Source organism: Massilia sp. LC238, from assembly GCF_000735635.1.
In the GTDB taxonomy this organism is placed as follows: Bacteria; Pseudomonadota; Gammaproteobacteria; order Burkholderiales; family Burkholderiaceae_D; genus Telluria; species Telluria varians.
In genome coordinates, this window is record NZ_JNNN01000078.1 from 336,786 (window position 1) to 362,093 (window position 25,308).

Annotated in this window: 25 protein-coding genes, 1 tRNA gene and 1 riboswitch; of the genes, 12 read left to right on the top strand and 14 right to left on the bottom strand. The window is 66.2% G+C overall.

Annotated features, from left to right (window positions below; all coding sequences use genetic code 11):
* Window positions 1-109: 109 nt before the first annotated feature.
* Both FG94_RS22755 and FG94_RS22760 read left to right on the top strand, forming a co-directional pair.
* The gene (locus FG94_RS22755; protein WP_036216430.1) at window positions 110-1,294 is read left to right on the top strand and encodes an efflux RND transporter periplasmic adaptor subunit; all 1,185 of its coding nucleotides are present in this window, start codon (window positions 110-112) and stop codon (window positions 1,292-1,294) included.
* Window positions 1,295-1,324: 30 nt separating this feature from the next.
* Window positions 1,325-4,531 (top strand): efflux RND transporter permease subunit, encoded by a 3,207-nt coding sequence (locus FG94_RS22760; protein WP_036216432.1) that lies wholly within the window; start codon window positions 1,325-1,327, stop codon window positions 4,529-4,531.
* 329 nt (window positions 4,532-4,860) lie between these two features.
* Here FG94_RS22760 and FG94_RS22765 read toward each other — a convergent pair whose 3' ends face one another.
* The 4 genes from FG94_RS22765 to FG94_RS22780 form a co-directional block, all read right to left on the bottom strand.
* Complete coding sequence (locus FG94_RS22765) at window positions 4,861-5,259, bottom strand: hypothetical protein (protein ID WP_036216435.1); 399 nt, start codon at window positions 5,257-5,259, stop codon at window positions 4,861-4,863.
* Between the two features lie 227 nt (window positions 5,260-5,486).
* Window positions 5,487-6,488, bottom strand: a complete 1,002-nt coding sequence (locus tag FG94_RS22770) for an NAD(P)H-hydrate dehydratase (RefSeq protein WP_081926138.1) — start codon at window positions 6,486-6,488, stop codon at window positions 5,487-5,489.
* Window positions 6,489-6,497: 9 nt separating this feature from the next.
* A complete protein-coding gene (locus tag FG94_RS22775; protein WP_036216436.1) occupies window positions 6,498-7,259 on the bottom strand; it encodes a histidine phosphatase family protein in 762 nt (253 codons plus the stop codon).
* Between the two features lie 110 nt (window positions 7,260-7,369).
* Window positions 7,370-8,770 carry an L-cystine transporter gene (locus FG94_RS22780; RefSeq protein WP_036216437.1) on the bottom strand — a complete coding sequence of 467 codons (1,401 nt, stop codon included), beginning with the start codon at window positions 8,768-8,770 and terminating at the stop codon, window positions 7,370-7,372.
* 282 nt (window positions 8,771-9,052) lie between these two features.
* Between FG94_RS22780 and FG94_RS22785 the strand changes: the two genes are divergently transcribed.
* The gene (locus FG94_RS22785; RefSeq protein WP_036216439.1) at window positions 9,053-10,771 is read left to right on the top strand and encodes a methyl-accepting chemotaxis protein; all 1,719 of its coding nucleotides are present in this window, start codon (window positions 9,053-9,055) and stop codon (window positions 10,769-10,771) included.
* 114 nt (window positions 10,772-10,885) lie between these two features.
* Here FG94_RS22785 and FG94_RS22790 read toward each other — a convergent pair whose 3' ends face one another.
* The 10 genes from FG94_RS22790 to FG94_RS22835 form a co-directional block, all read right to left on the bottom strand.
* Window positions 10,886-11,068, bottom strand: coding sequence for a hypothetical protein (locus FG94_RS22790; RefSeq protein WP_027866191.1), 183 nt, complete (start codon window positions 11,066-11,068; stop codon window positions 10,886-10,888).
* A 589-nt stretch (window positions 11,069-11,657) separates the two neighbouring features.
* Window positions 11,658-11,733: transfer RNA gene (locus tag FG94_RS22795), tRNA-Lys, on the bottom strand.
* 71 nt (window positions 11,734-11,804) lie between these two features.
* On the bottom strand, window positions 11,805-12,560 hold the full coding sequence (gene ybgF / locus FG94_RS22800) for a tol-pal system protein YbgF (RefSeq protein WP_036216441.1): 756 nt from the start codon (window positions 12,558-12,560) through the stop codon (window positions 11,805-11,807).
* Between the two features lie 114 nt (window positions 12,561-12,674).
* Window positions 12,675-13,199: a peptidoglycan-associated lipoprotein Pal gene (gene pal / locus FG94_RS22805; protein WP_036216443.1), complete on the bottom strand. Its 525-nt coding sequence runs from the start codon at window positions 13,197-13,199 to the stop codon at window positions 12,675-12,677.
* A gap of 36 nt (window positions 13,200-13,235) precedes the next feature.
* Window positions 13,236-14,495 (bottom strand): Tol-Pal system beta propeller repeat protein TolB, encoded by a 1,260-nt coding sequence (gene tolB, locus FG94_RS22810; protein WP_036216445.1) that lies wholly within the window; start codon window positions 14,493-14,495, stop codon window positions 13,236-13,238.
* A 20-nt stretch (window positions 14,496-14,515) separates the two neighbouring features.
* Entirely contained in the window at window positions 14,516-15,490 is a 975-nt protein-coding gene (gene tolA, locus FG94_RS22815) for a cell envelope integrity protein TolA (protein ID WP_307188126.1), read from the bottom strand.
* Window position 15,491: 1 nt separating this feature from the next.
* Complete coding sequence (locus tag FG94_RS22820) at window positions 15,492-15,923, bottom strand: biopolymer transporter ExbD (protein WP_036216450.1); 432 nt, start codon at window positions 15,921-15,923, stop codon at window positions 15,492-15,494.
* A gap of 16 nt (window positions 15,924-15,939) precedes the next feature.
* Entirely contained in the window at window positions 15,940-16,623 is a 684-nt protein-coding gene (tolQ, locus tag FG94_RS22825) for a protein TolQ (protein WP_036216452.1), read from the bottom strand.
* Between the two features lie 45 nt (window positions 16,624-16,668).
* Window positions 16,669-17,073, bottom strand: coding sequence for a tol-pal system-associated acyl-CoA thioesterase (ybgC, locus tag FG94_RS22830; protein ID WP_027866184.1), 405 nt, complete (start codon window positions 17,071-17,073; stop codon window positions 16,669-16,671).
* Window positions 17,074-17,326: 253 nt separating this feature from the next.
* A complete protein-coding gene (locus FG94_RS22835; protein WP_036216455.1) occupies window positions 17,327-18,073 on the bottom strand; it encodes an SDR family oxidoreductase in 747 nt (248 codons plus the stop codon).
* A 134-nt stretch (window positions 18,074-18,207) separates the two neighbouring features.
* Window positions 18,208-18,324: riboswitch (ZMP/ZTP riboswitch) on the top strand.
* Between the two features lie 95 nt (window positions 18,325-18,419).
* On the opposite strand from FG94_RS22835, the gene glyA reads away from it, so the two are divergent.
* The 9 genes from glyA to FG94_RS22880 all read left to right on the top strand — a co-directional run bounded on the left by glyA (window position 18,420) and on the right by FG94_RS22880 (window position 25,307).
* On the top strand, window positions 18,420-19,667 hold the full coding sequence (gene glyA / locus FG94_RS22840) for a serine hydroxymethyltransferase (RefSeq protein WP_036216458.1): 1,248 nt from the start codon (window positions 18,420-18,422) through the stop codon (window positions 19,665-19,667).
* A gap of 47 nt (window positions 19,668-19,714) precedes the next feature.
* Complete coding sequence (nrdR, locus tag FG94_RS22845) at window positions 19,715-20,173, top strand: transcriptional regulator NrdR (protein ID WP_027866181.1); 459 nt, start codon at window positions 19,715-19,717, stop codon at window positions 20,171-20,173.
* Between the two features lie 141 nt (window positions 20,174-20,314).
* Window positions 20,315-20,830, top strand: coding sequence for a type IV pilus modification protein PilV (pilV, locus tag FG94_RS22850; protein WP_036216461.1), 516 nt, complete (start codon window positions 20,315-20,317; stop codon window positions 20,828-20,830).
* 26 nt (window positions 20,831-20,856) lie between these two features.
* Entirely contained in the window at window positions 20,857-21,759 is a 903-nt protein-coding gene (locus FG94_RS22855; protein WP_229446040.1) for a PilW family protein, read from the top strand.
* Between the two features lie 5 nt (window positions 21,760-21,764).
* Window positions 21,765-22,481 carry a hypothetical protein gene (locus FG94_RS22860; RefSeq protein ID WP_051997016.1) on the top strand — a complete coding sequence of 239 codons (717 nt, stop codon included), beginning with the start codon at window positions 21,765-21,767 and terminating at the stop codon, window positions 22,479-22,481.
* A complete protein-coding gene (locus tag FG94_RS22865; RefSeq protein ID WP_152571083.1) occupies window positions 22,481-22,930 on the top strand; it encodes a type IV pilin protein in 450 nt (149 codons plus the stop codon). Before FG94_RS22860 ends, FG94_RS22865 begins: the two co-directional genes overlap by 1 nt.
* On the top strand, window positions 22,927-23,496 hold the full coding sequence (locus tag FG94_RS22870) for a GspH/FimT family protein (RefSeq protein ID WP_036216469.1): 570 nt from the start codon (window positions 22,927-22,929) through the stop codon (window positions 23,494-23,496). The genes FG94_RS22865 and FG94_RS22870 overlap by 4 nt, the downstream gene beginning before the upstream one ends.
* Before the next feature lie 78 nt (window positions 23,497-23,574).
* Window positions 23,575-24,675, top strand: coding sequence for a bifunctional diaminohydroxyphosphoribosylaminopyrimidine deaminase/5-amino-6-(5-phosphoribosylamino)uracil reductase RibD (gene ribD, locus FG94_RS22875; protein WP_036216619.1), 1,101 nt, complete (start codon window positions 23,575-23,577; stop codon window positions 24,673-24,675).
* A gap of 5 nt (window positions 24,676-24,680) precedes the next feature.
* On the top strand, window positions 24,681-25,307 hold the full coding sequence (locus tag FG94_RS22880; RefSeq protein ID WP_036216471.1) for a riboflavin synthase: 627 nt from the start codon (window positions 24,681-24,683) through the stop codon (window positions 25,305-25,307).
* Window position 25,308: the final 1 nt, after the last annotated feature.

Consider the following 25,308-nt stretch of genomic DNA (forward strand, 5'->3'; position numbering starts at 1 on the left):
GCAGAGTCCTCACTTGAAGTTGGCAGGGCACTACTCGATACTGCGCGCTGGCTGTTCATATACGCATTTTTACAAGAACACATACTGAGTCCTTCTCTGGAGAACCACAATGCTGCGCAAAACACTACTCGTCCTTGCCATCGCTTCGGCGCTCGCCGCCTGCAGCAAGGAGTCCAAGGAGCCTGCCAAGCCGGGCACGGAAACCGCCCAGGCCGGCGGCAAGTCCGATCCCAAGGACAAGCGTCCCTCGCAGCTGAAGGTCGCGTCGGAAGACGTGCTGACCATCCAGAACGACACCCTGTCCAGCGGCCCGGTCGTCACCGGCTCGATCCAGCCGGAGCGCAAGGCCGACCTGCGCGCCGAAGTCTCGGCCGTGGTCCTGCAGGTCCTGAAGGAGAACGGCGAGCCGGTCAAGCGCGGCGACGTGCTGGTGCGCCTGGATGAAACCGCGATCCGCGACACCGTCGCTTCCGCCGACGAAGCGGTGCGCGCCTCCAGCCAGGCCCTGGACCAGGCCAACCGCCAGCTGGAGCGCATGAAGACCCTGCGCGCCTCGGGCATGACCTCGGCCGTCGGCCTGGACGAAGCCGAAGTGCGCCGCAACAGCGCCCAGAGCGAGCTGTCGGCCGCCAGGAGCCGCGCCGCCACCGCGCGCCAGCAGCTCTCCCGCACCGTGGTGCGCGCGCCCTTCGACGGCATCGTTTCCGAACGCAAGGTCTCGGCCGGCGACACCGCGACCATCGGCAAGGAACTGGTCAAGGTCATCGACCCGAACAGCATGCGCTTCCAGGCGCGTGTCTCGGCCGACGAGATCGCCAACGTGAAGCTCGGCCAGAAGGTCAATTTCCGCGTCAACGGCTACGGCGAGCAGCAGTTCGCCGGCATCGTCAAGCGCATCGACCCGGCCGCCAATGCCATCACCCGCCAGGTCGAGGTGGTGGTGGAGTTCGCCGACAAGGCCCAGCCGCGCGTGGCCGGCCTGTACGCCGAAGGCCGCATCGACGCCCAGAGCACGAACGCCCTGATGCTGCCGGAAGCTGCGCTGGTCAAGGCCGGCGACAGCGCCTTTACCTGGCGCATCAAGGACAAGACCCTGAACAAGGTCCCGCTGGTGGTCGGCGCGCGCGATCCGCGCACCGGCAACATCGAAGTCAAGCAGGGCCTGGTCGCCGGCGACATCGTGCTGCGCTCGCCGACCTCGAACCTGAAGGATGGCCAGAAGGTCGAGATGCCGGCCGCCGTGGTGGCCAGCGCGGCCAGCGCCGCCAATCAGGTCGCGGCGCAGGGCAAGTAAGGAACACAGGACAACCAAGGATAATTAAAAATGTTCCTCTCCAATTTTAGTGTCAAGAGACCCGTCGCGACGGTCGTCATGATCGTGGCGATGATGCTGATCGGCCTGCTCGCGCTGTCCAAGCTCAAGGTCAACCAGAACCCGGACGTCGAGCGTCCGGCCCTCTCGGTCAGCATCCCGTATCCGGGCGCCTCGCCCGAGACCGTCGAGCGCGAGATCACCAACCGCATCGAAAAGCAGCTGCTGGCGATCCAGGGCGTCAACGAGATCACCTCCAACTCCTATGAAGGCGGCGTCTCGTTCTTCATGGACTTCAATTTCGGCCGCAACGTCATCGAAGCCTCGGACGACGTGCGCAACGCGATCGCCGCGGTGCGCTACAAGCTGCCGGTCGAGATGCGCGAGCCGGTGCTGCGCCGCTGGGACATCAATGCCCAGCCGGTGATGCAGCTGTCGCTGTCCTCGAGCACCCAGTCGCACGCCGAGATCTCGCGCTATGCCGAGGACGTGCTGGCCGACAAGTTCCGCGCCATCCCGGGCGTCTCGACCGTGACCGTGAACGGCGCCCTGCGCCGCGAACTGTCGGTCCTGCTGCGCGCCGAGAAACTGCGTGAATACAATGTCTCGGTGTCGGAAGTCACCAATGCCCTGCGCACCCAGAATACCAATGCCCCGGTGGGCAAGCTGCGTAGCGAGCTGGACGAGAAGGGCATTCGCCTGGTCGGCCGCATCGAGCGTCCGGAAGATTTTTCGCAGATCGTGGTCAAGCGCAACGGCGACCAGATCGTGCGCCTGAACCAGGTGGCCGAGATCAAGGACGGCTTCGCCGACATCAACAGCCTGTCGATTCGTAGCGGCAAGCCGAACGTCGGCCTGCAGATCGCCCGTTCGCCCGACGCCTCGACCGTGTCGCTGGCCAAGAAGGTGCACGAGGTCGTCAAGGAAGCCAACAAGGAAATGCCGAAAGGCACCGCTATCGAAGTCGTGCAGGATGGCGGCGAAGACGCACAAAGCAGCCTGGACAACGTGATCGAAGCCCTGGTGCTGGGCGCGATCCTGACCATCTTCGTGGTGTACGCTTTCCTGAACTCCTGGCGTTCGACCCTGATCACCGCGCTGGCGCTGCCGACCTCGGTGCTGGCCGCCTTCATCGCCGTGTGGCTGTGCGGCTTCACCCTGAACTTCATGACCCTGCTGGGCCTGTCCCTGGCGATCGGCGTGCTGATCGACGATGCGATCGTGGTGCGGGAAAACATCGTGCGCCACATGGAAATGGGCTCGGACCGCCGTACCGCCGCGCTCGAAGGCACGGCCGAGATCGGCCTGGCCGTGGCCGCGACCACCTTCTCGATCATGGCCGTGTTCGTGCCGGTGGCCTTCATGCCGGGCGTGTCCGGCGAGTGGTTCCGTCCGTTCGCACTGACCGTGACCTGCTCGGTGATCGTCTCGCTCCTGATCTCCTTTACGCTCGACCCGATGCTGTCGGCCTACTGGGGCGACCCGCCTGACCACGCGCATGCGCCGAAGAAGGGCCTGAGCCTGGTGCTGCAGCGCTTCAATACCTGGTTCGACCACCAGGCCGACCGCTACGGCCGCGTGATCGCCTGGGCGCTGCACCACCGCAAATGGATGGGTTTCATCGCCTTTGCCAGCTTCGCCGGCGCCATCCTCCTGCACAGCTTCTTCGGCGGCTCGAGTTTCATGCCGAAATCGGACTGGGGCACCATCATGGTCGAGATCCGCACCCCGGCCTCGTCGAGCCTGGAATATTCGCGCCGCAAGGTCGAAGCCGCGGCCGAGATCGCCCGTTCGATCCCGGAAACCGAGGATACCAACAGCTACGTCGACCTGAGCGGCGGCCGCGTCTACGTCGATATCGGCAAGCGCAGCAAGCGCGAGCGCAGCGGTTCCGAAATCGGCGCCGAACTGCGCGCCAAGATCGCCCCGCTGGTCGGCGCCGAGTACACCGTCATCGACGACCTGGGCGGCGGCGGCAAGCCGGTCCAGATCGAGTTCACCGGTCCGGATTCGCGCAAGCTGATGGAACTGACCTCGGCCTACATGGAAAAACTGCGCCAGGTGCCGGGCGCCGTCGACGTCACCCTGTCGGAGCAGGATCCGAAGAACGAACTGCAGATCGTGCTCGACCGCGGCCTGGCGAACGCCATGGGCATCTCGGTCAACGACGCCGCCCAGTCCCTGCGCGTGGCCTTCGCCGGCATCGAAGTGGGCGACTGGGTCGACCCGACCAACGAGACCCGCGACGTCGCCGTGCGCCTGCATCCGGAAGACCGCGTCAACACCGACAGCATCGAGCGCCTGCCGATCGCGGTGAGCGGCACCGGCATGATGGTCCCGCTCGAGCAGATCGCCAGCATCACCATGGGCAAGGGCCCGGCCGGCATCCGCCACAAGGATGGCGAGCGCCTGATCACCGTGTCCGCCAACGCCCAGGGCCGTTCGGCCGGTGAAGTGACCGCCGACGCCATGAAACTGGCCAAGAGCTTCGACTTCCCGCCGGGCTATGGCCTGGCGCTGGGCGGCCAGGGCGAGGACCAGCAGGAGCTGTTCCGTGAAATGATGATCGCGCTGTTCTCGGGCATCCTGCTGATGTACCTGATCCTGGTGATGCAGTTCGGTTCCTTCACCGCACCGATCGGCGTGATGCTCTCGCTGCCGCTGTCGCTGATCGGCGTGGTGCTGGCCCTGATCCTGACCAAGAACACGCTCAACCTGATGAGCATGATCGGCGTCCTGATGCTGATGGGCCTGGTGGCGAAGAATGCGATCCTGCTGATCGACGCCGCCCGCGCCCTGGAAAAGGAAGGCGTGGACCGCGAGGAAGCGCTGATGCAGGCCGGCCGCAAGCGCCTGCGTCCGATCCTGATGACGACCTTCGCACTGATCGCGGGTATGTTCCCGGTGGCGATGGCCTTCGGCGATGCCGGCCAGTTCTACCAGCCGCTGGCCATTGCGATCATCGGCGGCGTGATCACCTCCACGCTGCTGACCCTGCTGGTCGTGCCGACCTTCTACGACAGCATCGAGATCGCCCGTGACCGCATGTTCGCGAAGTTCAACCGCCGCGCCAAGCGCCACAACGTGGCCCTGGCCTTCCTGATGACCTTTGTCGAGGCCATCCTGACGCTGGTCTTCGTGCGCCTGATCTTCCGCGGCATCGTGCGCATCGGCCGCTTCGTGAGCGGCCGCGGCCGCGGAACCCCGCAGGCGGCATAAGCCGCACCGGCTTCACCCGCACAGAGCCAGCCTTCGGGCTGGCTTTTTTCATGCGCTCACCATTGGGGTCAGGTCTGACATTCGGACACGAACTCGACCGTTACGCTGCTGTATTGCTCAGCCCGTGTCTGAATGTCAGACCTGACCCTCTTATAGGGCATTGAAGCGAGGCAGTGGGAAATGGGGGACGAGAGGGGAAACAGAATGCGACTAAGCCAGCCCTGCCGGGCTGGCGATCGCCGCTATAAGAACGGCACGAAGCCAGCTTCCTGAGTGGAAGTCCCAGAGCCCGCAGCGCGGGCTCCGTTCGTTGCCAGGCGGATGGCGGATCAGCCGCCGGTGCTTGGCGGGGTGGTGGTGCCGGTGCCGGTGGTACCGGTGGTGCCCGAGGTGCCCGAGGTGCCGGTGCCGGTGGTGCCGGTTGCTGCCGGATCGGTGGTGGTGGCCGGCGGGGTGGTCATGGTTGGATCGGTGGTGGTGCCGGTTGCGCCGGTACCGGTGGCGCCAGTGCCCATGTCGGTGCCGGTGGTGCCGGTGCCGGTTGCGCCGGTGCCGGTGTCACCCGTGGTGCCGGTGGCGCCCGAGGTGCTGCTCGGGGTGGTGGCCGAGGTGTCCGGCGTGGTGGTCGTGGTGTCGGTCGCCGGCTCGTTCTTGCGGCAAGCGCCCAGCAGGGAGGCCAACACAGCAGCAGTCAGCAGGATTTTTGGTGCTTTGGTCAGTGCTTTCATTGTTTAAACTCCTCGTTCACGTCTATCTTGTGCCGCAGCGTCCAGGTGAGGCCTTGGAACACCACGACGCCAGGTTAGGTCCTCTGAGGGTTCGGGAACCCAGCAGTGGAACCATCAGGGAACCGACGCAATACGCGGCCCCGGTCAGTGCACGATCCGACTTCGTTAGACTGGCAGCCCGGCCGCCGGTTCGGATCGAACACTGTCGTACTTGCTGGAGAGCGAAGCTACTGGAACTCCGCTCCCCATCCCACCGGCGTGGGCCGGATGGTCTCGCTGTCGCCGGCATCCTTGCCCGCGATCTGTTCCAGGAGCGCGGGTATCTCCTGTGATATTTCCCGCGCTAGATATCCTAATGTGCCCATGCGCTCGGCGAGGCGTTCGCCGGCGCGCGCATGCAGCGCCACGCCCCAGCAGGTGGCCTGGTCCAGCGGCGCACCGCGGGCAGCCAGGCCGGCGATGACCCCGGCCAGCACATCGCCGGATCCGGAGATGGCCAGGCCAACATTGCCGCCTTCATGCTGGTACAACGTTCCATCGGGCGTTGCGATGACAGTGCGCGCACCTTTTAATGCGACCACCGCGTTCCAGGTCCGTGCCGCCTCGAGTGCGCGCGGGTCGGGCTCCGCATTGATGTCCTGCTTGGGCGTGCCGGTCAGGTGCGCCATTTCGCCCGCGTGCGGGGTGAGGATCACCGGGCGCTCGAAACGCCAGGGCATGCCGGCCGGCCAGCCGGCGGGCGGATGCAGCAGCGTGCCCATGGCGCAGGCGTCCAGCACCACCTGGGTACCGGCAGCGTCCAGGCGCGGCAGCAGCGCATGCACCAGCGCGGCGGTGGCCGGTTCGTCGCGCATGCCCGGCCCGATCAGCACCGCGTCGACGCGCTCGGCCAGCGGGTCGAGGCAGGCGACGGCGTCCATGCTGAAACCGGCGCTCGCCTGTTCGGCCAGGCCGATCACGCGCGCCTCGGGCATGGCCAGGGCCACCAGCTGGGCCACGCTCTGGCCGGTGGCGATGGTGAGCTTGCCGGCGCCTGCGCGCAGGGCCGCGGTGGCGGCCAGGATGACCGCGCCCGGCATCTCGCAGGAACCGCCCAGCACCAGCACGTGGCCGCGGATTTCCTTGTCGCCTTCGACGGCCGGCATCGGCACCGGCCAGCCCTGCAGCAGGGCTGTGTCGACGTCGTGCACGGCAGTGGCGCGATCAAGCGTGTCGATGAGCGTTTCCATGGGATGGGCTTAGGCCTTCGGTGCGGCAGGCAGGTCCTTGCTGGCGGTAACGGGGGTGCCGGTCGATTCGAGCGGCGCCACGAAGTTCACGAGGCGCAGGGCCAGATGGCCGCCCTTGCCGAGATCGGGATCGTATTCGTAGGAGGTGACCGAGCAGTTCGGCACATCGCCGGCGCGGTCGAACTCGAGGATGGTCTTTTCGTCGAGGCGCTCGAACAGGTAGCGGAAACAATTGACCGTGACCTGGTGCGCGACGATCAGCACGCGCTCGCGGCAGAACTCGCGGTTCAGGGTGTCGACCACGCTGCGCAGGCGCAGGATCACGTCGCACCAGCTCTCGCCGCCGGGCGGGCGGAAGTAGAACTTGCCGACGTGCTGGCGCTGCTCGTACAGCGCGGGATGGTGGTGCGCGATGCCGTAGGTGGTGAGGCGGTCGAGGATGCCGAATTCCTTTTCGCGCAGGCGCTCGTCGGATTCGACGACCAGGCGCGAACGATCGAGGCGCTGCATCAGGATGTTGGCGGTCTCGGCGGCGCGCACGTAGGGCGAGTGCAGCACCACGGTCGGCTGCTGCTCCGGCGGCAGCGAGGCGAACCAGGAACCGAGCGCCTCGGACTGGCGCTCGCCCAGTTCGGACAGGGGCACGTCGACGTCGCGGTCCGCGATGTCGATGAGGTGTCCGGCAGAGGCTTCGGCAATCTCACGTGCGACGTTGCCGGCGCTCTGTCCATGCCTGACCAGCCAGACTTCCTGTGGCCACTTTTGTTCCATTACCTGCCCGTCTTTGATATTGACATGACATCATCATAGACGGATTCTACGGGCCGAAAGCGCACGATTGCGGGCTTTCCGGACAGGCTCGCCGTAGCGTCGGAGCCCTCTTACACGGCTTGCGATTCGCTATCTAAATTGATTTCCGCATCGCTATGAAACACCCGCATGTCGGTCTCGCCGAGGATGCGGCTGGTCAAGGTGCCGGCAGTGATCGAACCGCTGACGTTGAGCGCCGTGCGGCCCATGTCGATCAAGGGTTCTACAGAAATCAAGAGGCCGGCCAGCGCCACCGGCAGGTCCATCGCCGACAGCACGATCAGCGCCGCGAAGGTGGCGCCGCCGCCGACGCCGGCCACGCCGATCGAACCGAAGGCGACGATCGCCAGCAGCGGCAGCAGGAAGGAGGCGGTGAACGGATCGATGCCGACGGTCGGCGCGATCATCACTGCCAGCATGGCCGGATAGATGCCGGCGCAGCCGTTCTGGCCCATGGTGGCGCCGAACGAGGCGGCGAAGTTGGCAATGCCTTCGGGCGTGCCGAGGCGCGCGGTCTGGGTCGCCACGCTCATCGGGATCGAGCCCGCGCTGGTGCGCGAGGTGAAGGCGAAGGCCAGCACCGGGAAGATCTTGGCCACGTAGCGCAGCGGGTTCAGGCCGCTGCCGGCGACCAGCATCAGGTGCACCAGGAACATCAGCGCCAGCGCGCAGTAGGAGGCGGCGACGAAGCTGGCCAGGCTGAGGATGTCCTGCAGGCTCGATCCCGCCACCATCTTGGTCATCAGGGCGAACACGCCGAAGGGCGTCAGGCGCAGCACCAGCGTGACCATGCGCATCACGATCACGTGGGCCACGTGCACGAAGCCGCTGAAGGACTCGAACACTTCGGGCTTCTTGCCGGCGATACCGGTGGCCGAGATGCCGATGAAGATCGAGAACACCACCACCGCGATGGTCGAGGTGGTGCGCGCCCCGGTCATGTCGAGGAAGGGATTGGCCGGGATGAAGGAGAGCAGCATGGAGGGCAGCGAGATTTCCTGCGCCGCCGCCAGCTTGCCCTGCAGGTATTCGCCGCGCGCCACTTCGGCGGCGGAGCTGGTCAGGCCGACCGCGCTCAGGCCGAACAGCTTGGCCATCAGGATGCCGATCGCGGCCGCCACGATGGTCGTGGCGAGCAGGATGCCGATCGTCAGCGTGCTGATGGCGCCGAGCGAGGCGGCATTGCGCAGCTTCAGGATGGCCTGCACGATCGAGACCATGATCAGGGGGATGACGATCATCTGGAGCAGCTTCACGTAGCCGCTGCCGAGCACGTCCAGCCAGGCATTGGTGGCGGCGACGTCGGGCGAGCCGGCGCCGTAGACGGCCTGCATGGCCGCACCCAGCACCACGCCGAGCCCGAGGCCGGTGAAGACGCGCTTGGTGAAGGACACGTGCTTCGCCTGCAGGCGATAGAGCAGCACGCACACGAGCAGTGCGAGGACCAGGTTGATCAGGACGGGAAAGTTCATTGGAGCCTTTGCGGGCAGCTCATGCGCTGCGGAAATCAATCGCAGCATTTTATAGGCAAACCGGCATTGCCGCCGAGGCCGCCATGCCGTCTCTTCTTGTCGAGCTGGCCATGAAGGATGCCAGCTTGTCAAAATTCTGTGGCTGGACCGCGACGCTCCGCTCGGATTGGCGCAATGTGCGGAGCCGATATGCCCGATGGATGGGGAGTTGTTTCTATAATTCAATATGAACGTCGATGCCTCATGGCAATTTCAACCGGCCCAACCATTTTCGAGCCCACCATGTTCAAACATCTCAGCATCAAGAGCCGCCTCGTCTTCGTGATCGCCTTCCTGGCCGCCGAACTCGTGGCGGGCGCCGTCATCGGTATCTATAACCTCGCTGTCGCCAATGCGGAACTGAAGAGCCTGCATGACGACCGGGTCGTCCCGATCGGCCAGCTCAGCCGCGTCATGCAGCTGATCACCACCAACCAGCTACTGGTCGGCAAGGCGGCAGCCACTACCGACAGCGCCCAGCGCGACGCGCTGCTGGCCGAGGTCGACGCCAATATTGCGGCGGCGACGGCAAGCTGGAAAGCCTACGAGCATACCAGGCTGACGGACGAGGAAGCCGCGCTGGCCGCGAGCTTCGTCGAGGCCCGCAAGGCCTTCCTGGCCCGCGGCCTGCTGCCGGCCGTCGCCGCGGTGCGCGCCGGCGATACGGCATTGGCCAACGGCCTGGTGGCGGGCGAGATGGCGCGCCTGTTCCAGCCGGTGGGCGCCAGCGGCGGCCAGCTGCTCGCGCTGCAGCAGCGCGTGGCCAAGGACGAGTACGAGCGTTCGCAGCAGACCTACGAGACCGTGCGCCTGGTGTGCCTGGCCGGTCTGGTGTTCGGCCTTCTGATGGCGGCCGTGGTGGGCTGGATGCTGGTGCGCGCGATCGTGCGCCCGCTCGAGCAGGCGGTGCGGATCGCCGGCGCGGTGGCCGCAGGCGACCTGAGCCAGAAGATCGAGGTGAACGCGAACGACGAAACCGGGCGCCTGCTGCAGGCCCTGAAGGACATGAACGCGTCGCTGGTGGGGATCGTCACGCGCGTGCGCGCCGGCACCGACACCATCGCCACCGCTTCCGGCGAGATCGCCGCCGGCAACCTCGACCTGTCCGCGCGCACCGAGCAGCAGGCCGGTTCGCTGGAAGAAACCGCCTCGTCGATGGAAGAGCTGACCTCGACCGTCCAGCAGAACGCCGACAACGCGCGCCAGGCCAATGCGTTGGCGGCCTCGGCCCAGCAGGTGGCGGGCAAGGGTGGCCAAGTGGTGGAGCAGGTGGTGCGCACCATGGGCGCGATCAACAGTTCGGCCACGCGCATCGTGGACATCATCACGGTCATCGACGGCATCGCCTTCCAGACCAATATCCTGGCCCTGAACGCGGCGGTGGAAGCGGCGCGCGCCGGCGAGCAGGGCCGCGGTTTCGCGGTGGTGGCAGGGGAGGTGCGCAACCTGGCGCAGCGCAGCGCGGCCGCGGCCAAGGAAATCAAGGCGCTGATCGACGACTCGGTCGAGAAGGTGCACATCGGCTCCGAGCTGGTGGACCAGGCCGGCGCGACGATGGCGGAGATCGTGCAGAGCGTCGGCCGCGTGACCGACATCATGGCCGAGATCACCGCCGCCAGCCAGGAACAGACCGCCGGCATCGAGCAGATCAACAGCGCCGTGACCCAGATGGATCAGGTGACGCAGCAGAACGCCGCGCTGGTCGAGGAAGCCTCGGCGGCAGCCCAGTCGCTGCAGCAGGAGGCGGCTGAGCTGGCGCAGGCGGTCGGCATCTTCCGGCTCGACGCGCAGGCGGCGCCGGCACGGTCGGCAGCAGCGGCGGCAGTCGTGGCGCGGGCGCCGGCCGTGCGTCCGGCCAGGGTCACCGCCCCGGTACGCGGCGAGGCGAAGGCGGCCACAGCGCAGCCGGCCCGCAAGGCCGCCAAGGCCGTGGAAGCGACCGAAGGCTGGGAAGAGTTCTGACGGCGATCAGCCGCGCCTCGTCAATCGAACAGCGGGCCGACGGTCCGCTGTTGTTTTATGGCGTGGGCGCATGCGCACGCATGCGGCGTGCCGTGCTCCCGAGCTGGTGCGCGCTTACTCGAGCGTGATGAAAAGGGCTGCCATGCCGAGGCACAGGCCGACCGCCACGCCGATGCGCTGGCGCAGGCGGCGGCTGTTCGACACGATGCCTTTTGCAAACGTGCGCTTCGGTGCGCGCGGGTTGCTGCGGTCGACGGTGCCCGGGTGGATGCGTGGATGCGAGTGTTCGGTGTTCATTGTTATTCCTTTTGCCGTCTCCGCCGGAGACAGGCATGCAATAGGTTGACAGTAGGTGCTGGAGCGTTTGCTGACAGGAGAATTCGGTTGGCGCGCTGGGCGCGCCGGCCGTTCAGGCAAGCAGGGGAGTGCAGGCGTAGCGCGTACGCGTGTCCGAAGCGTGCAGATGAGAAGTGGTCGACATGCAATGCCAGTAACGCTTCACAATAAAATCCAGTCCGCGATGCGCCTGACGGGCAGGTGCATCTGATGTTGTTTATTTTACATGTGCGCCCGGCGAATACAAGAGCGCACACAATTGCTTACGACTTCAAGGTGTTGCTTCGAAAGAACAATATCTTCCTATCCCTCAGCAATGTCAAGCAATTGCAATCAAGCGTAGGAAGTAACCAACAGTAGGGGCTGCAGGCTCGGGAATCATATGACCGGCGAGGTCATCGAGAGTTCGGAAAATGATACAAAAAACAAAGTGAGCTTGTCTTTTTTGTATCATATCGATTGCTCATGGCGCGTGACCATGAAGCGAGGGTGCAGCGACGGAGGGCATAAACAAAAACGCCAGCCCGAAGGCTGGCGTCTCTGCTGATTCTGGTAGGCCGTGCTGGGCTCGAACCAGCGACCAACGGATTAAAAGTCCGCTGCTCTACCAACTGAGCTAACGACCCGAAGAAGCAAGATTATAGGGTGCGTCGCGCCCGCTGTCAAATGCCGCACAGCATCATGACGGGCGCACGCATCACTTCAGCGATGCCAGGCGGTCCTTGGCCGTACGGGCCGCGCTCGACTCCGGATACTTCGACACCAGCTGCTGCAGCGCCTTCTTCGCGTTCTTGCTGTCCTTCAGCAGGGCATAGCTGCTGCCGATGTTCAGCATCGCGTCCGGCGCCTTCGGGCTGCCGGCATAGGTGGTGGTGACGACTTCCTGGGCCGCGATGGCCTTCTTGTAGTCGCCCAGCGCGTAGTAGGCGTTGCCCAGCCAGTACTGCGCATTGGCGGCGTAGGCGGAATCCGGGTAGCGGCGCACGAAGTCCTGCAGGGCGGTGGTGGCGCCCTGGTAGTCGCCGGACTGGAACATGGCGGTCGCGCTGTCGTAGGCGGACTTTTCGGACGGCAGCACCGTGGCCACCTGGCCGTCGACGGTTTCCTGCCGCGGCTCGACCTTCTTCAGGCGCGCGTCGAGGTCGGCGTACAGCTGCTTCTGGCTTTCCTGGGCGCGGGTGATCTGGTTGGCCAGCACTTCGATCTGGCCGCGCAGGCGCGCGATTTCCTGCATGGTCTGCTCGTGCTGGTTCAGCATGTCGAGCTGCGCGGTCCTGTCCGACTTGTTGTCGATCTGGGTTTTCAGCTCACGGGCCACGGCATCGACCTTGGCGCGCAGCTCGAGGATGGCCTTGCGCGCTTCGTTGTCGTCGAGCAGGCCGGCGGATGCCTGCAGCGGCATCCAGGCCATCACGGCCAGCAGGACCAGGCGGGACGGGGACAGTTTCATCATGGCGGAGTTCTTTCGGGTAGCAGAATAAAAACGGGGCGGATGCAGTCTGCACTGCTGTCCGCCCCGCTGTCAATCGGCTCAGGCTTAAGCCGTATCAGCCGACTTGATCAACTATTACTGGTAAACGATGTCGGCGCGGCGGTTCTGAGCCCATGCTTCTTCGTTGCTGCCGGTTGCCTTCGGCTTCTCTTCGCCCAGCGAGACGGCTTCCATCTGGTTGTCCGACACGCCCAGCGCGGCCATCGCGCGACGGACGGCTTCGGCACGCTTCTGGCCCAGGGCCAGGTTGTACTCGGTGCCGCCGCGTTCGTCGGTGTTGCCTTGGATCAGGATCTTGCGGCCGGTGTTCTTGGTCAGGTATTGCGAGTGGTTGGCAACCACCGGCTTGCCGTCTTCGCGCACGACGAAGCTGTCGTAGTCGAAGTAGATGCTGCGGTTGGCCAGCACGCCTTGCGGATCGTTCAGCGGATCGACGTTGCCGGTCTCGACCGGGCGGATGACGCGTTCCGGTTCAGCCTGGGCGACAGGCGCCGGGGTCGGGGTCTTTTCGACGACCGGGGTTTCCTGCAGCTTGGTCGACGAGCAGGCGGTCAGCAGGACAGCCGAGGCGATGAGGGCCAATTTCTGGAAGTTGCGCATGGTTTTTCTCCTTGTCTATTAAAGTTTTACTGCTTTTTACTTCATGAAGGGACCCCAGCTGGGCTCCCGAATGTTTCCCGCATTGGTGGTCAGGCGCTGCTTGACCCGTCCATCCACCGAGACCACGGCCAGCGAGGCACGCCCGCCGCCCTTGGTCGCATACATGATGTACTTGCCGTTAGGCGAAAAACTCGGTTCGGTGGCCCCATCGGCCAGGCGCAGTTCCTGGCCCGAGGCCAGGTCCATCGCGTAAAGGGAGAAATTGCCGTTGCGCTGGGAAATCCAGGCGAGGGTCTTGCCGTCGGCAGACACGCGCGGGCTGATGTTGTAGTTGCCGTTGAACGTGACACGGGTGGCGTTGCCGCCCGAGACGCTCATCTTGTAGATCTGTGGACCGCCGCTGCGGTCGCTCATGAAGTAAATGGTCTGGCCGTCGGCCGAGAACTGCGGTTCGCTGTCGATGGCCGGATTATTGGTCAGGCGGCGATGGCCGGTGCCGTCCGGGCGCACGGTGTAGATCTCGGTGTTGCCGTCCTTCGACAGGGCCACGGCCAGCAGGCTGCCGTCCGGCGACCAGGCCGGCGCCGAGTTGTTGCCCTTGACGTTGGAGATCACGTTGCGGCGGCCGGTCATCAGGTCCTGCAGGTAGACCACCGGCTTGCGGTCTTCCAGCGAGACGTAGGCGACCTTGGTGCCGTCCGGCGACCAGGCCGGCGAGATGATCGATTCGCGGCCGTGGGCGGCGACGATCTCGTTCTCGCCGTCGGCGTCGGCCACCACCAGCGCGCTGCCGCTGCCGGTGTTCTTGACGTAGGCGATGCGGGTCGAGAAGATGCCGCGCACGCCGGTCAGCTTTTCGTAGATGTCGTCGGCGATGCGGTGGGCCTGCAGGCGCACGTACTTCGGCTGCACTTCGCCGCCCAGCTGCGAGATCGGCGCGCCCTTGACGGTGTCGTGCAGCTTGTAGCGGATCGCGAAGCGGCCGTCCGGGCTGCGGCTGACGCTGCCGACCACCAGCGCGTCGGCGCCGCTGGCGCGGAAGGCGGCCAGGTCGACGCTGGCGCTGTCGCTGATGGTCTGGCGCGCATCGATGACCTTGAAAATGCCGCTGCGCTCGAGGTCGGCGCGGATGATGTCGGAGACGTCGTCCTGCGCCAGGTTTTCGTCGGCAAAGGCCGCGACCGCGACCGGGATCTGGTTGCTGCCGACACCGGCGATCTCGACCTTGATCTGGGCATGGGTCGCCGTCCCCATCAGGAGGGTGGCGCTAAACAGCAGGTAATGGAGTTTTTTCATAGTCTGTCGTTGAAACCGAATCAGTCGTAGTCTTTCATCGAGAAATTGACATCAAGTATGCGTTCCACCGTTCCGTCCTTCTTTTTCGGAAGCGGGGATGCCTTTTTGATACCATTTTCCACTGCTCTGTCAAACTCAGGCACACCGCTGCTTTTCACCAGGCGCACCGACATGATTTCGCCGGTCGGCAGCTGCTCGACCTTGAACACGGCCTTCGGATTGCCCGGCATCGTGGTGCTGCCGCCATAGGCGGTGGCGCTCTTGATGGCGGCGGTGATCGCGGCCACGTAGCCCGAGTCGGCCTTCGGCGCGGTCGACTTCTCGGCCGTGCCGGTGCTGCCCATGGCGCCGGCCATGCGTTTCAGGTCTTCCTGGCGAAACTTCTCGAGCTTGGCGGCTTCGGCCTTCTCGGCGGCGGCCTTCTGCTTCCTGGCCTCGGCCAGCTTGGCGGCTTCGTCTTTCTTCTTCTTCTCGGCTTCTTCCTTCTTCGCGAGTTCCTTCTTCTGGCGCTCGGCTTCTTCTTTCTTTTTCTTCTCGGCCTCTTCCTTCTTGGCGAGTTCCTTGCGTTCCGCTTCCTTGCGCAGCTCTTCCTTGCGCTCGCGCTCCTTCTTCTCGGCCAGCTCGCGCTGTTCCTTTTCCTTGCGCTCCTTCTCGCGCTGCAGCTTGATGTCCGGCTCGACCGGCGCCGGGCGTTCCACCGGCGGCGGTTCTACCGGGCGCGGCGGCGGAGCGGGAACCGGCGCGGGCTCGGGTTCGGGCTCCGGCTCAGGGGCGGGCGGAGGCGGGTGCTCCGGCGCGGCGGCGCTCTGGACCGACATGTCCCAGACTTCGGCCTCGACGGCGACCGGCTCGTTGCTCTGCCAGCTGATGCCGAAATACAGGAAACCGAGCAGGACGGCATGCACCGCCACTGCCAGCAGGAAGGCTGGCAGGCGGCTCGGTTCTGGCGGCACGCGGTAGGGCGCGCCGGCGGTGGCAGGCTTCATTGCAGACATGTCACTTGGTGGCCAATCCCACCCGGTTGATGCCCATCTTCTTCGCTTCGGAAATCAGCTGGATCACGTCGTCGTACTTGCTCTCGCGGTCGCCTTCGATCAGGACCGGGTAGTCCGGATTCTCTTCGTGCAGGGCGCGCAGGCGGGCGAGCAGGGCGGTGCGGTCGGCCACGTCTTCCATGGCGAGCTTCTGCTTGCCGCCGACGCCGATCGACAGCTTGTTGTCGGTCTGGACCGCGACGCGAATATAGGTGTCCGGCGGCAGCGCCGACTTCTCGGCGGCCGGCAGGTTCACCACGCTCGGCGCCTCGTTGGCCGGCACCGCCATGAAGATGATGAGCAGCACCAGCATCACGTCGATGTAGGGCACGACGTTGATCTCGGATTTGAAAGCGCGTTTGCGTCCGCTGCGCAGGCTGCTGTTAAAGGCCATCCCGGTCCTCCGTCGATCAGCGCGCCTGGCGCTGCAGGATGTTCGAGAATTCTTCGACGAAGCTCTCGAAGCGGATCGCCAGGCGATCGATGTCGTGGGTGAAGCGGTTGTACGCCACCACCGCCGGAATCGCGGCGAACAGGCCGATCGCGGTGGCGATCAGCGCCTCGGCGATGCCGGGGGCGACCACGGCCAGGGTGGCCTGCTGCACGTTGGCCAGGCCGCGGAAGGCGTTCATGATGCCCCACACGGTGCCGAGCAGGCCGATGTAGGGGGAGACCGAGCCGACCGAGGCCAGGAAGTTCAGGTGGATGTCGAGGGCGTCGAGTTCGCGCTGGAAGGCGGCGCGCATGGCGCGGCGCGAGCCGTCCAGTACCGGACCCATGTCGTTCATGTCGCGCGCGGCCTGCTTGCCCTTGATGAATTCGCCCATGCCCGACTCGAAGATGCGGGCCAGCGGGCCGCTCTGGTCGCGCTGGGCGCTGGCGCTCTGGTGCAGGGTGTGCAGGTTGCCGCCCGCCCAGAAGCTGCGTTCGAACTGCTCGGTCTGGCTGCGCGCGGCGCGCAGGGCGAAAGTCTTGCGGAAGATATAGGTCCAGCTGACGATCGAGAGGATCAGCAACAGGGCCATGATCAGTTGCACCAGCACGTGGGCATTGGAGATCAGGGCGGTCAGCGAAAGGTCTGGAGTCTCGGTCATCGGGTGGAAGTCTGTTGTCTAATATCTTGTCAAATGAACATGCGCCTACGCGGCGCGCATTTTATCAGCTGCCTGCTCGGGAAGCGAACGCGGGCGCATGGTGGCGGTGTCGACGCAGCCGACCTTGACGCTGGCGCTGGTGAGCAGCAGCTCGCCCTTCCAGGCCTGCTGGGCGAACTGGACCGATGCGCGGCCGAGCTTTTCGACCGTGGTGCGAATGGTCAGCACGTCGTCCAGGCGCGCCGGCGCATGGTAGTCCAGGGAAGCGCTCTTGACGACGAATGCGGCGCCCTCGGCGTCCAGCAATTCCTGCTGGCCGACGCCTGCCGCGCGCAGCCATTCGGTGCGCGCTCGTTCAAAGAACTTCAGGTAATTGGCGTAAAACACGATGCCACCGGCGTCGGTATCTTCGTAATAGACCCTGACTGTCCAGTCAAAAGCTGAAGGCATTTCCCCTGCCATTTAAATGAAAATAGGAAACATTTTACGCGATTTTTACCCTCCTTATGTACGTTTGCGAACATATAGGAAGGAAATGGTCGGGCGTGCCTATCGGTAAGGCAATGTCGGCGCGTAATAGTAGACGTGAAACATAGCCGAAAGGCCAATGACTGTAACACTTTCTCACAATTGCCGAGCGCCCGATACACGCCAGCAAGTCGAACAGTCCGTGGACTGTTCGGCAAAGGGGCACACCTACAGGTCAAGTGCGCTTGATGGCGAAGGGCGAGAAGCCCTGGCAGGTCGGCATCAGTTCGATGCTGTTCACGTTCACGTGCGGCGGCAGGGTTGCGATCCAGTAGGCCGTGGCGGCGATGTCCTCGGCGCTCAGGGGCGTCGTGCCTTCGTACACCTTGGCCGCGGCAGCGTCGTCGCCCTTGAAGCGCACGTTCGAGAACTCGGTGCCGCCGCACAGCCCCGGCGCCAGGTTGGTGGCGCGCACGCCGGTGCCGACCAGGTCGGCCCGCAGGTTCAGGGTGAACTGTTCCACGAAGGCCTTGGTGGCGCCGTACACGTTGCCGCCCGGGTAGGGGTAGTGTCCCGCCACCGAGCCCAGGTTGATGACCAGGCCGCTCCCGCGCGCCACCATGCTGGGGAGCACGGCGCGGGTCATGGTCACCAGGCCCTGGCAGTTGGTGGCGATCATGGTGTCCCAGTCTTCCAGCGGCACCTCGTGCGCCGGCTTGGTGTTCAGCGCCAGGCCCGCATTGTTGATGAGCACGTCGATGTCGCGCCAGCCTTCCGGCAGGCTGCTCAAAGCGGCCTCGATCGAGGCGCGGCTGGTGACGTCCAGGGTGACCGCCAGAGCGCCGTCGCCCAGTTCGCGTGCCAGCTCTTCGACGCGCTCGGTGCGCCGCGCGGCGAGGATGGCGCGGTGGCCGTTCTGGACGAAAATGCGCGCCATCGCGGCGCCGAAGCCGGCCGAAGCGCCGGTGATAAAGACGATCATGGTAGGTCCTGAGGGCAAAGGAGCTGAAAATTGTAGCCGAAATGGCCAGCATCCCGCTGGCCGCCCCGAGCTTGTTAAGACGACAGCAGTTTCCTTGCCCTAAGAGGCCCGGATCACATACAATCAGCTGAATTCACGTCTCACGTAACTGGCGAAACACCGTGCGCCCGCATCCTGAAGCGGCCACGGCAAAGGTGGAGACCCACCGGGGAACCTGAGACGCCAACTCGCCGTTCGCCTGGGCAGCCACAACTGGTACGTGTCGTATCGGGCTGCCTTGCGCCGCTGGTCCCGCTGCCCGCACTGCGCTGCCGTTGTCTGGTATTTCTCTCGATTGGAGTTTTACATGTTTGCAAAAGATCATACGCTTGCCAATGTCGACCCGGAACTGTGGGATGCCATCCAGAAGGAAAACGTTCGCCAGCAAGACCACATCGAACTGATCGCTTCGGAGAACTACACCTCGCCGGCGGTGATGGAAGCGCAGGGCTCGCAGTTGACCAATAAATACGCCGAAGGCTATCCGGGCAAGCGCTACTACGGCGGCTGCGAATACGTCGACGTCGCCGAGCAGCTGGCGATCGACCGCCTTAAAGCATTGTTCGGCGCCGAAGCCGCCAACGTGCAGCCGAACTCGGGCTCGCAGGCCAACCAGGGTGTGTTCTTCGCCATGCTCAAGCCAGGCGACACCATCATGGGCATGTCGCTGGCAGAAGGCGGCCACCTGACCCACGGCATGGCCCTGAACATGTCGGGCAAATGGTTCAACGTCGTTTCCTACGGCCTGACGGAGCAGGAAGACATCGACTACGAAGCCATGGAACGCCTGGCCCGCGAGCACAAGCCGAAGATGATCATCGCCGGCGCTTCCGCCTTCGCCCTGCGCATCGATTTCGAGCGCTTCGCCCGCATCGCCAAGGAAGTCGGCGCCTACTTCATGGTCGACATGGCCCACTACGCCGGCCTGATCGCCGCAGGCGAGTACCCGAATCCGGTGCCGCACGCCGACTTCGTCACCTCGACCACCCACAAATCGCTGCGCGGCCCGCGTGGCGGCATCATCCTGATGAAGGCCGAGTACGAAAAGCAGATCAACTCGGCGATCTTCCCGGGCATCCAGGGTGGTCCGCTGATGCACGTCATCGCCGGCAAGGCCGTGGCCTTCAAGGAAGCGCTGTCGCCGGAGTTCAAGGAATACCAGAAGCAGGTGGTCAAGAACGCCAGCGCCCTGGCCAACACCCTGACCGAGCGCGGCCTGCGCATAGTCTCGGGCCGCACCGAGTCGCACGTGATGCTGGTCGACCTGCGTTCGAAAGGCCTGACCGGCAAGGAAGCGGAAGCGATCCTGGGCCAGGCACACATGACCTGCAACAAGAACGGCATCCCGAACGACCCGCAGAAGCCTTTCGTCACCTCGGGCATCCGCCTGGGCAGCCCTGCCTTCACCACCCGCGGCTTCAAGGAAGAAGACGCGGTCAAGGTCGGCCACCTGATCGCCGACGTGCTGGACAACCCGCACGACGCGGCTACCATCGAGCGCGTCAAGGCGGAAGTGAAGCAGCTGACCGACAAGTATCCGGTCTACGCGAAGTAAGCAACCCAGGGCCGCTCGCTGCGGCCCTTTTTGAATCTCCGGCGCCCATGAAATGTCCGTTCTGCCAGCATGAAGATACCCAGGTCCTCGACACCCGCGTGTCCGAGGAGGGGGACGCCATCCGCCGGCGCCGGCGCTGCGCGAAGTGCGACAAGCGCTTCACCACCTACGAACGCATCGAATTGTCGATGCCGATCATCGTCAAGAAGAACGGCAGCCGCACCGAGTTCTCGTCGAACAAGCTGCGCGGTAGCCTGATGCTGGCCCTGCGCAAGCGCCCGGTCGCGGCCGAGGCCATCGATACCGCGGTCGCCACCATCGAGGAAAAGCTCCTGACCAGCGGCTTGCGCGAGGTGGACACCGGCTACGTCGGCGAGCTGGTGATGCAGGAACTCAAGCGCCTCGACAAGATCGCCTACATCCGCTTCGCCTCGGTGTACAAGAATTTCGAAGACCTGGCCGAGTTCCAAGAGGCGATCGCCGAAGTCGGCCAGCCGCGTAAATGAGCGCTGTAGCAAGCGCTGCCACCTAAGCTCAGCAGTTCCCCAAACCCGATTGCGCCAGCTCACGGCTGGCCCCGCCACGCCTGATAACTTCGCAGCTCGCAAGCGCAAGCTGCTTGCGCAGGCTAACGAGGGGAGGGTGCCGTGCAGGGGAAGACTCATGGTTTCACGCTGGCCGAGGTACTGGTCGCATTGTTCGTGCTGGCGGTCGGCATCGTCGGCGCGGGCGCCACCCAGCTCAGCGCCGAACGCACCCGCCAGCAGTCGGCGCTGATGTCCGAGGCGGCCCAGCTGGCAGCCTCGCTGTCCGCGCGCATGCAGGTCAATCCCGCGGTGGCAAGCCTGCCCGACGGCGCCAATCCCTACCTGGCCTTGTCCTACGACGCGGTAGGCGGCCCGCCCGTGGCCGGCGCCAGCTGCTTCGACGCCGCCTGCACGCCGGCCCGGCTGGCCGAGTTCGACCTGCATGAAATCCGCCAGGCGGTGCATGCGCAATTCCCGCGCGGCCGCATCGCGGTGTGCCGCGACGGCTCGCCCTGGGACAGCGCCGATGGACGCCCGCGCTGGAGCTGCGACGGCAATGCGGACGCCCTGCCGGTCGTCAAGCTGGGCTGGCAGGGTAGCGGCGATGCGCCCGGCTACGTGGGGGTGCTCCGATGATGCGCCGCGCACACCGGGAGCGGGGGATGACGATGCCCGAACTGCTGGTCGCCATGGTCGTCGGCCTGGGCGTGCTGCTTGCCGCCGCCAGCCTGTTCATCTGGGCCAACCGCGCCTTCGCCGCGCAGGTGGAGACGGCTGCGATGGACGATGCCGGACGCTACGCGCTGGAGGCGGTCGCGCGCGCCGTGCGCCAGTCGGCGGCGGCCGACTGGGAGGAGCACAGCGCCGGACCGGAGCCGGACGCGCCGGCACGCCTGTCCGGGCTCGATGCCCGCCGGGTCAGCCAAGCCGGCTTCGGCATCGACAATGCGCCGGTCGACGCCGTCAACGGCAGCGACGTGCTGGCGATCCGCTTCCCCGGCACCGGTGCGCCGCCCAACGGCGACGGCACCAGCCTCGATTGCGCCGGCTTCGCCGTGCACCGCGACGAGGAAGGCTGGAGCATCTTCTACGTCGCCCGCAATGCCCAGGGCGACACCGAGCTGCGCTGCAAGTACCGCGGCGCCAGCGCCTGGTCGGCGGACGCGGTGGTCGGCGCCGTCGACAGCTTCCAGGTGCTGTACGGGCTCGATGGCGACGCCGACGGCACGCCCGAGCGCTACCTGAACGCCAGCGCGCTGGCCGGGCTGGACGCGGGCCTGGTGCTGGTGGGCAGCACCCCCGCCGAGCGCGACGCCGACCTGCGCCGGCGCACCCACTGGAAGAAGATCGCAAGCGTGCGCGTAGCCCTGTTGCTGCGCGGGCCGGCCAGCCGGCTCGCCTCGGCACGCGATCTGGTGTACGACTTGTTCGGGCGCGACTATGGCGCGCTCGCCGGCATCGACGCCGGCACGCGCCTGCACGAGACGGCCCTGTCCGGCGACGACGGGCCGCGCTACCGCAAGGTGTTCGGCACCACGATCGCCTTGCCTGCGCGGGTGCGCTGACGCCGATGCGCGCATTCACCCACCCGCCAAGCCGCGCCGCCCAGCATGGCGTCGCGCTGCTCACGGCGCTGCTGCTGATGCTGGCCGTGCTGTTGAGCAGCATTGCCGCGGCGCGCACCGCGATCAGCGGCGCGCGCGCCGCCGGTCATGAACGCGACCGGCTGCTGGCGCTGCAGGCCGCGATGGCCGCGCTGGCGGACGCCGAGCACGACATCGAAGGCGGCGCGGATCCGGGCTCGGCGCGCGCCGCCGCGCTGGCGCAGGCCACTCCGGCCGTGTTCGCCCCCGGCTGCGGCGGCGGCAGGCCCTATGACGGCCTGTGCGAACACGCGCCGGACGCGCGCGCGGTATTCGCCCTGCTGGCGGACGACGACGGCCCGGCGGTCCCGCTCGGGACCTTCACCGGCGCGCTGCTTCCGGTCGGAGAGGGGGCGCTGCCAGGCCAGGCCCCGCGCTACCTGATCGAACGGATGCCGGCAGCCGGCGGCGCGCTGCTGTACCGGGTGAGCGCGCTCGGCTTCGGCAGCGCGGCGACCACCCAGGTGGCGCTGCAGGCCTATTACCGCAAACTGCTGGCTGGTCCGGCAGAAGAATCAAACCCGCAAGCGCCGGCGCCCGCGCCGCCCCCCTTGCCGGGCACGGCGGGCGGACCCGGCATCCGGGTAGGCTGGCGCGAGATCGGCAACTGGCACGAGGCCGTGGCGGCGGGAGCGGAGGGATGATGAAGCGCTGTCGTGGGTTCACGCTGGTGGAGCTGCTGGTCGTGCTGGCGATCGTCTCGATCCTCGCCGCGATCGCCTACCCGGGGTATGCGCGCCACGTGGTCAAGGCGCGCCGGGTCGAGGCCCAGCTGGCGCTGGTCGACGCCATGCAGCGCCAGGAACAGTACCGCGCCCTGCACCATACCTATGTGGCGTTCTCGGTCGCCTCCCAGGATGCGGACAGCCGCCAGTTCCGCTGGTGGCTAGGTTCGCGTCCGCAGGACAGCGCCTACGAGCTCGACGGGCGTGCCTGCGAAGGGCAGGCCATCAGCCAGTGCATCGCGCTGCGCGCCCGGCCGGGCACCGCGAACGTCGATACGGGCTTCAGCGATCCCGACTGCGGTGAGCTGCGCCTGGACAGCACCGGTGCACAGGGCGCGAGCGGCAGCGGGCCGCGCTGCTGGCCATGAGCGGCCCCGTCCAGAGCCGCGCCGCCGAGGGCGCCACCCTGGCCGAGCTCGCCGTGGTGCTGGCGATCGCCGCCGTGGCCTTCGCGGTCGCCGCGCCGGACTTGCACGCCTTGCTGGCCTCCCAGCAGATCAGGGCGGCGGCCGGCGAACTGCATGACGCCGTCCTGCATACACGGGCGCAGGCGATCGCCCGCAACGAACAGGTCAAGCTGGCGCCGCGCGACCCGGCCGGGGCCGACTGGACGCGCGGCTGGACCGTCTTCATCGACCGCGACGGCGACCGCCAGCCGGGAATCGGCGACGAGATACTGGCCGTCCACGGGCCGCTGCCGCAAGGCCTGCGCATCGACTTTTCCTTCACCCAGTCAGCGCCGCCCCAGTACATCGCCTACAATGGCGCCGGACGCAGCTGCAGTGACAGCAACAGCGGCGCGTCGCGGCTCGGTACGCTGTCCATGTTCCACGGTGGGCACACCCGGCGTATTAAAATCAACATGCTCGGACGCGTACGGCAGTGCAACCCGGCGCGCGACGATGGCTGCGACGGCGCCCAGGCGCCGCCCTAGCTCCCGGCTGCGGGCTCGATAGCGGAACGGAATACCTTGGCAAACGATACGGCACAGATTCACAACGATACCGACGGCATGGCGCTGGCCCTGGCCTGGGCGGGCAAAGGCATGTTGATTACGGCGCCGAATCCCCGGGTCGGTTGCGTGATCGTGCGCGACGGCGTCGTGATCGGCGCCGGCCACACCCAGCCCGCCGGACAGGCGCATGCCGAGATCGAGGCGATGCGCGACGCGCGCCGGCGCGGCCACGACGTGGCCGGCGCCACCGCCTACGTCACGCTGGAGCCCTGCAGCCATTACGGGCGCACGCCGCCATGCTCGAACGCGCTGGTGCAAGCCGGGGTCAAGCGCGTGGTGGCCGCCATGCTCGACCCCAATCCGCTGGTCGCCGGCCGCGGCCTGGCCCAGCTGGAGGCGGCCGGCATCGCCGTCACCTCGGGCGTTCTGGCCGAGCAGGCCCATGAGCTGAACATCGGCTTCTTCTCGCGCATGCGGCGCGGCCTGCCCTGGGTGCGCCTGAAGGTCGCCGCCAGCCTGGACGGCGCCACCGCGCTGGCCGATGGCGAAAGCCAATGGATCACCGGCCCGGAAGCCCGCGCCGACGGCCACGCCTGGCGCGCCCGCGCACAGGCGATCCTGACCGGCATCGGCACGGTCAAGGCCGACGACCCGCAACTAACCGTGCGCGGCATCGACACCCCCTTGCCGCCGCGCCGCGTGATCGTCGACAGCCGGCTCGAGATCGACCTCGGCGCGCGCATCCTGCAGGGAGAGCCGTGCTGGATCGTCGCCGCCCTCGACTTGCAGGGAAAAAGCGCCGAGAAGGCCGCGCTGCTGCGCGCCGCGGGCCATGAAGTCATCCTGCTGCCGAATGCGACAGGCAAGGTCGACCTGCCGGCCCTGATGCGCGAGCTCGGCCGGCGCGAGATCAACGAAGTGCACGTGGAAGCCGGTTCGAAACTGAATGCGTCGATGGTGCGCGAAGGCTGTGTCGACGAACTGCTGGTCTACCTGGCCCCGAGCCTGATCGGGCCGGGGCAGGGCATGTTCGCGCTGCCGCCGCTGGCGCGCCTCGCCGAGCAGCGCCGGCTGCGCTTCCACGACCTGGCGCGGGTCGGCGAGGACATCCGCATCCTGGCCCGCTTCGCCCAACCTGACATCACTACGAAGGAATAAGCCGTATGTTTACTGGAATCGTCGCCGCCGTCGGCAACATCACGTCGGTCACCCCGCTGGAGGGCGGCTCGTTCGCGGGCGTGCGCCTGGAAGTCGATGCCGGCCCGCTGGGCCTGGCGGACGTCGCGCTGGGCGACTCGATCGCCATCAATGGCGCCTGCATGACCGTGGTCGCCAAGACCGACCAGGCCTTCACCGTGGACGTCTCGCGCGAAAGCCTGAGCAAGACCGTGGGCCTGGAAGCCCCCGGCGAAGTCAACCTGGAAAAGGCGCTGACCCTGGCCGAGCGCCTCGGCGGGCACCTGGTTTCCGGCCACGTGGACGGACTGGGCACCGTGCACAGCTTCGAGCCGGTGGGCGAGTCGCGCGAACTCGTCATCGACGCCCCGGTCGAGCTGGCCAAATTCCTGGCCTACAAGGGTTCAGTGGTGGTCAACGGCGTCTCGCTGACCGTCAACCGGGTCGAGGATGTTGAAAACGAGGCGGGCAAGGTATGCCGCTTCTCGATCAACCTGATCCCGCACACGATCGAGGTCACCACCCTCAAGCACCTGAAGGCCGGGTCGAAGGTCAACCTGGAGATCGACCTGATCGCGCGCTACGTGGAGCGCATGCTGTCGGCCAGGGGCTGAT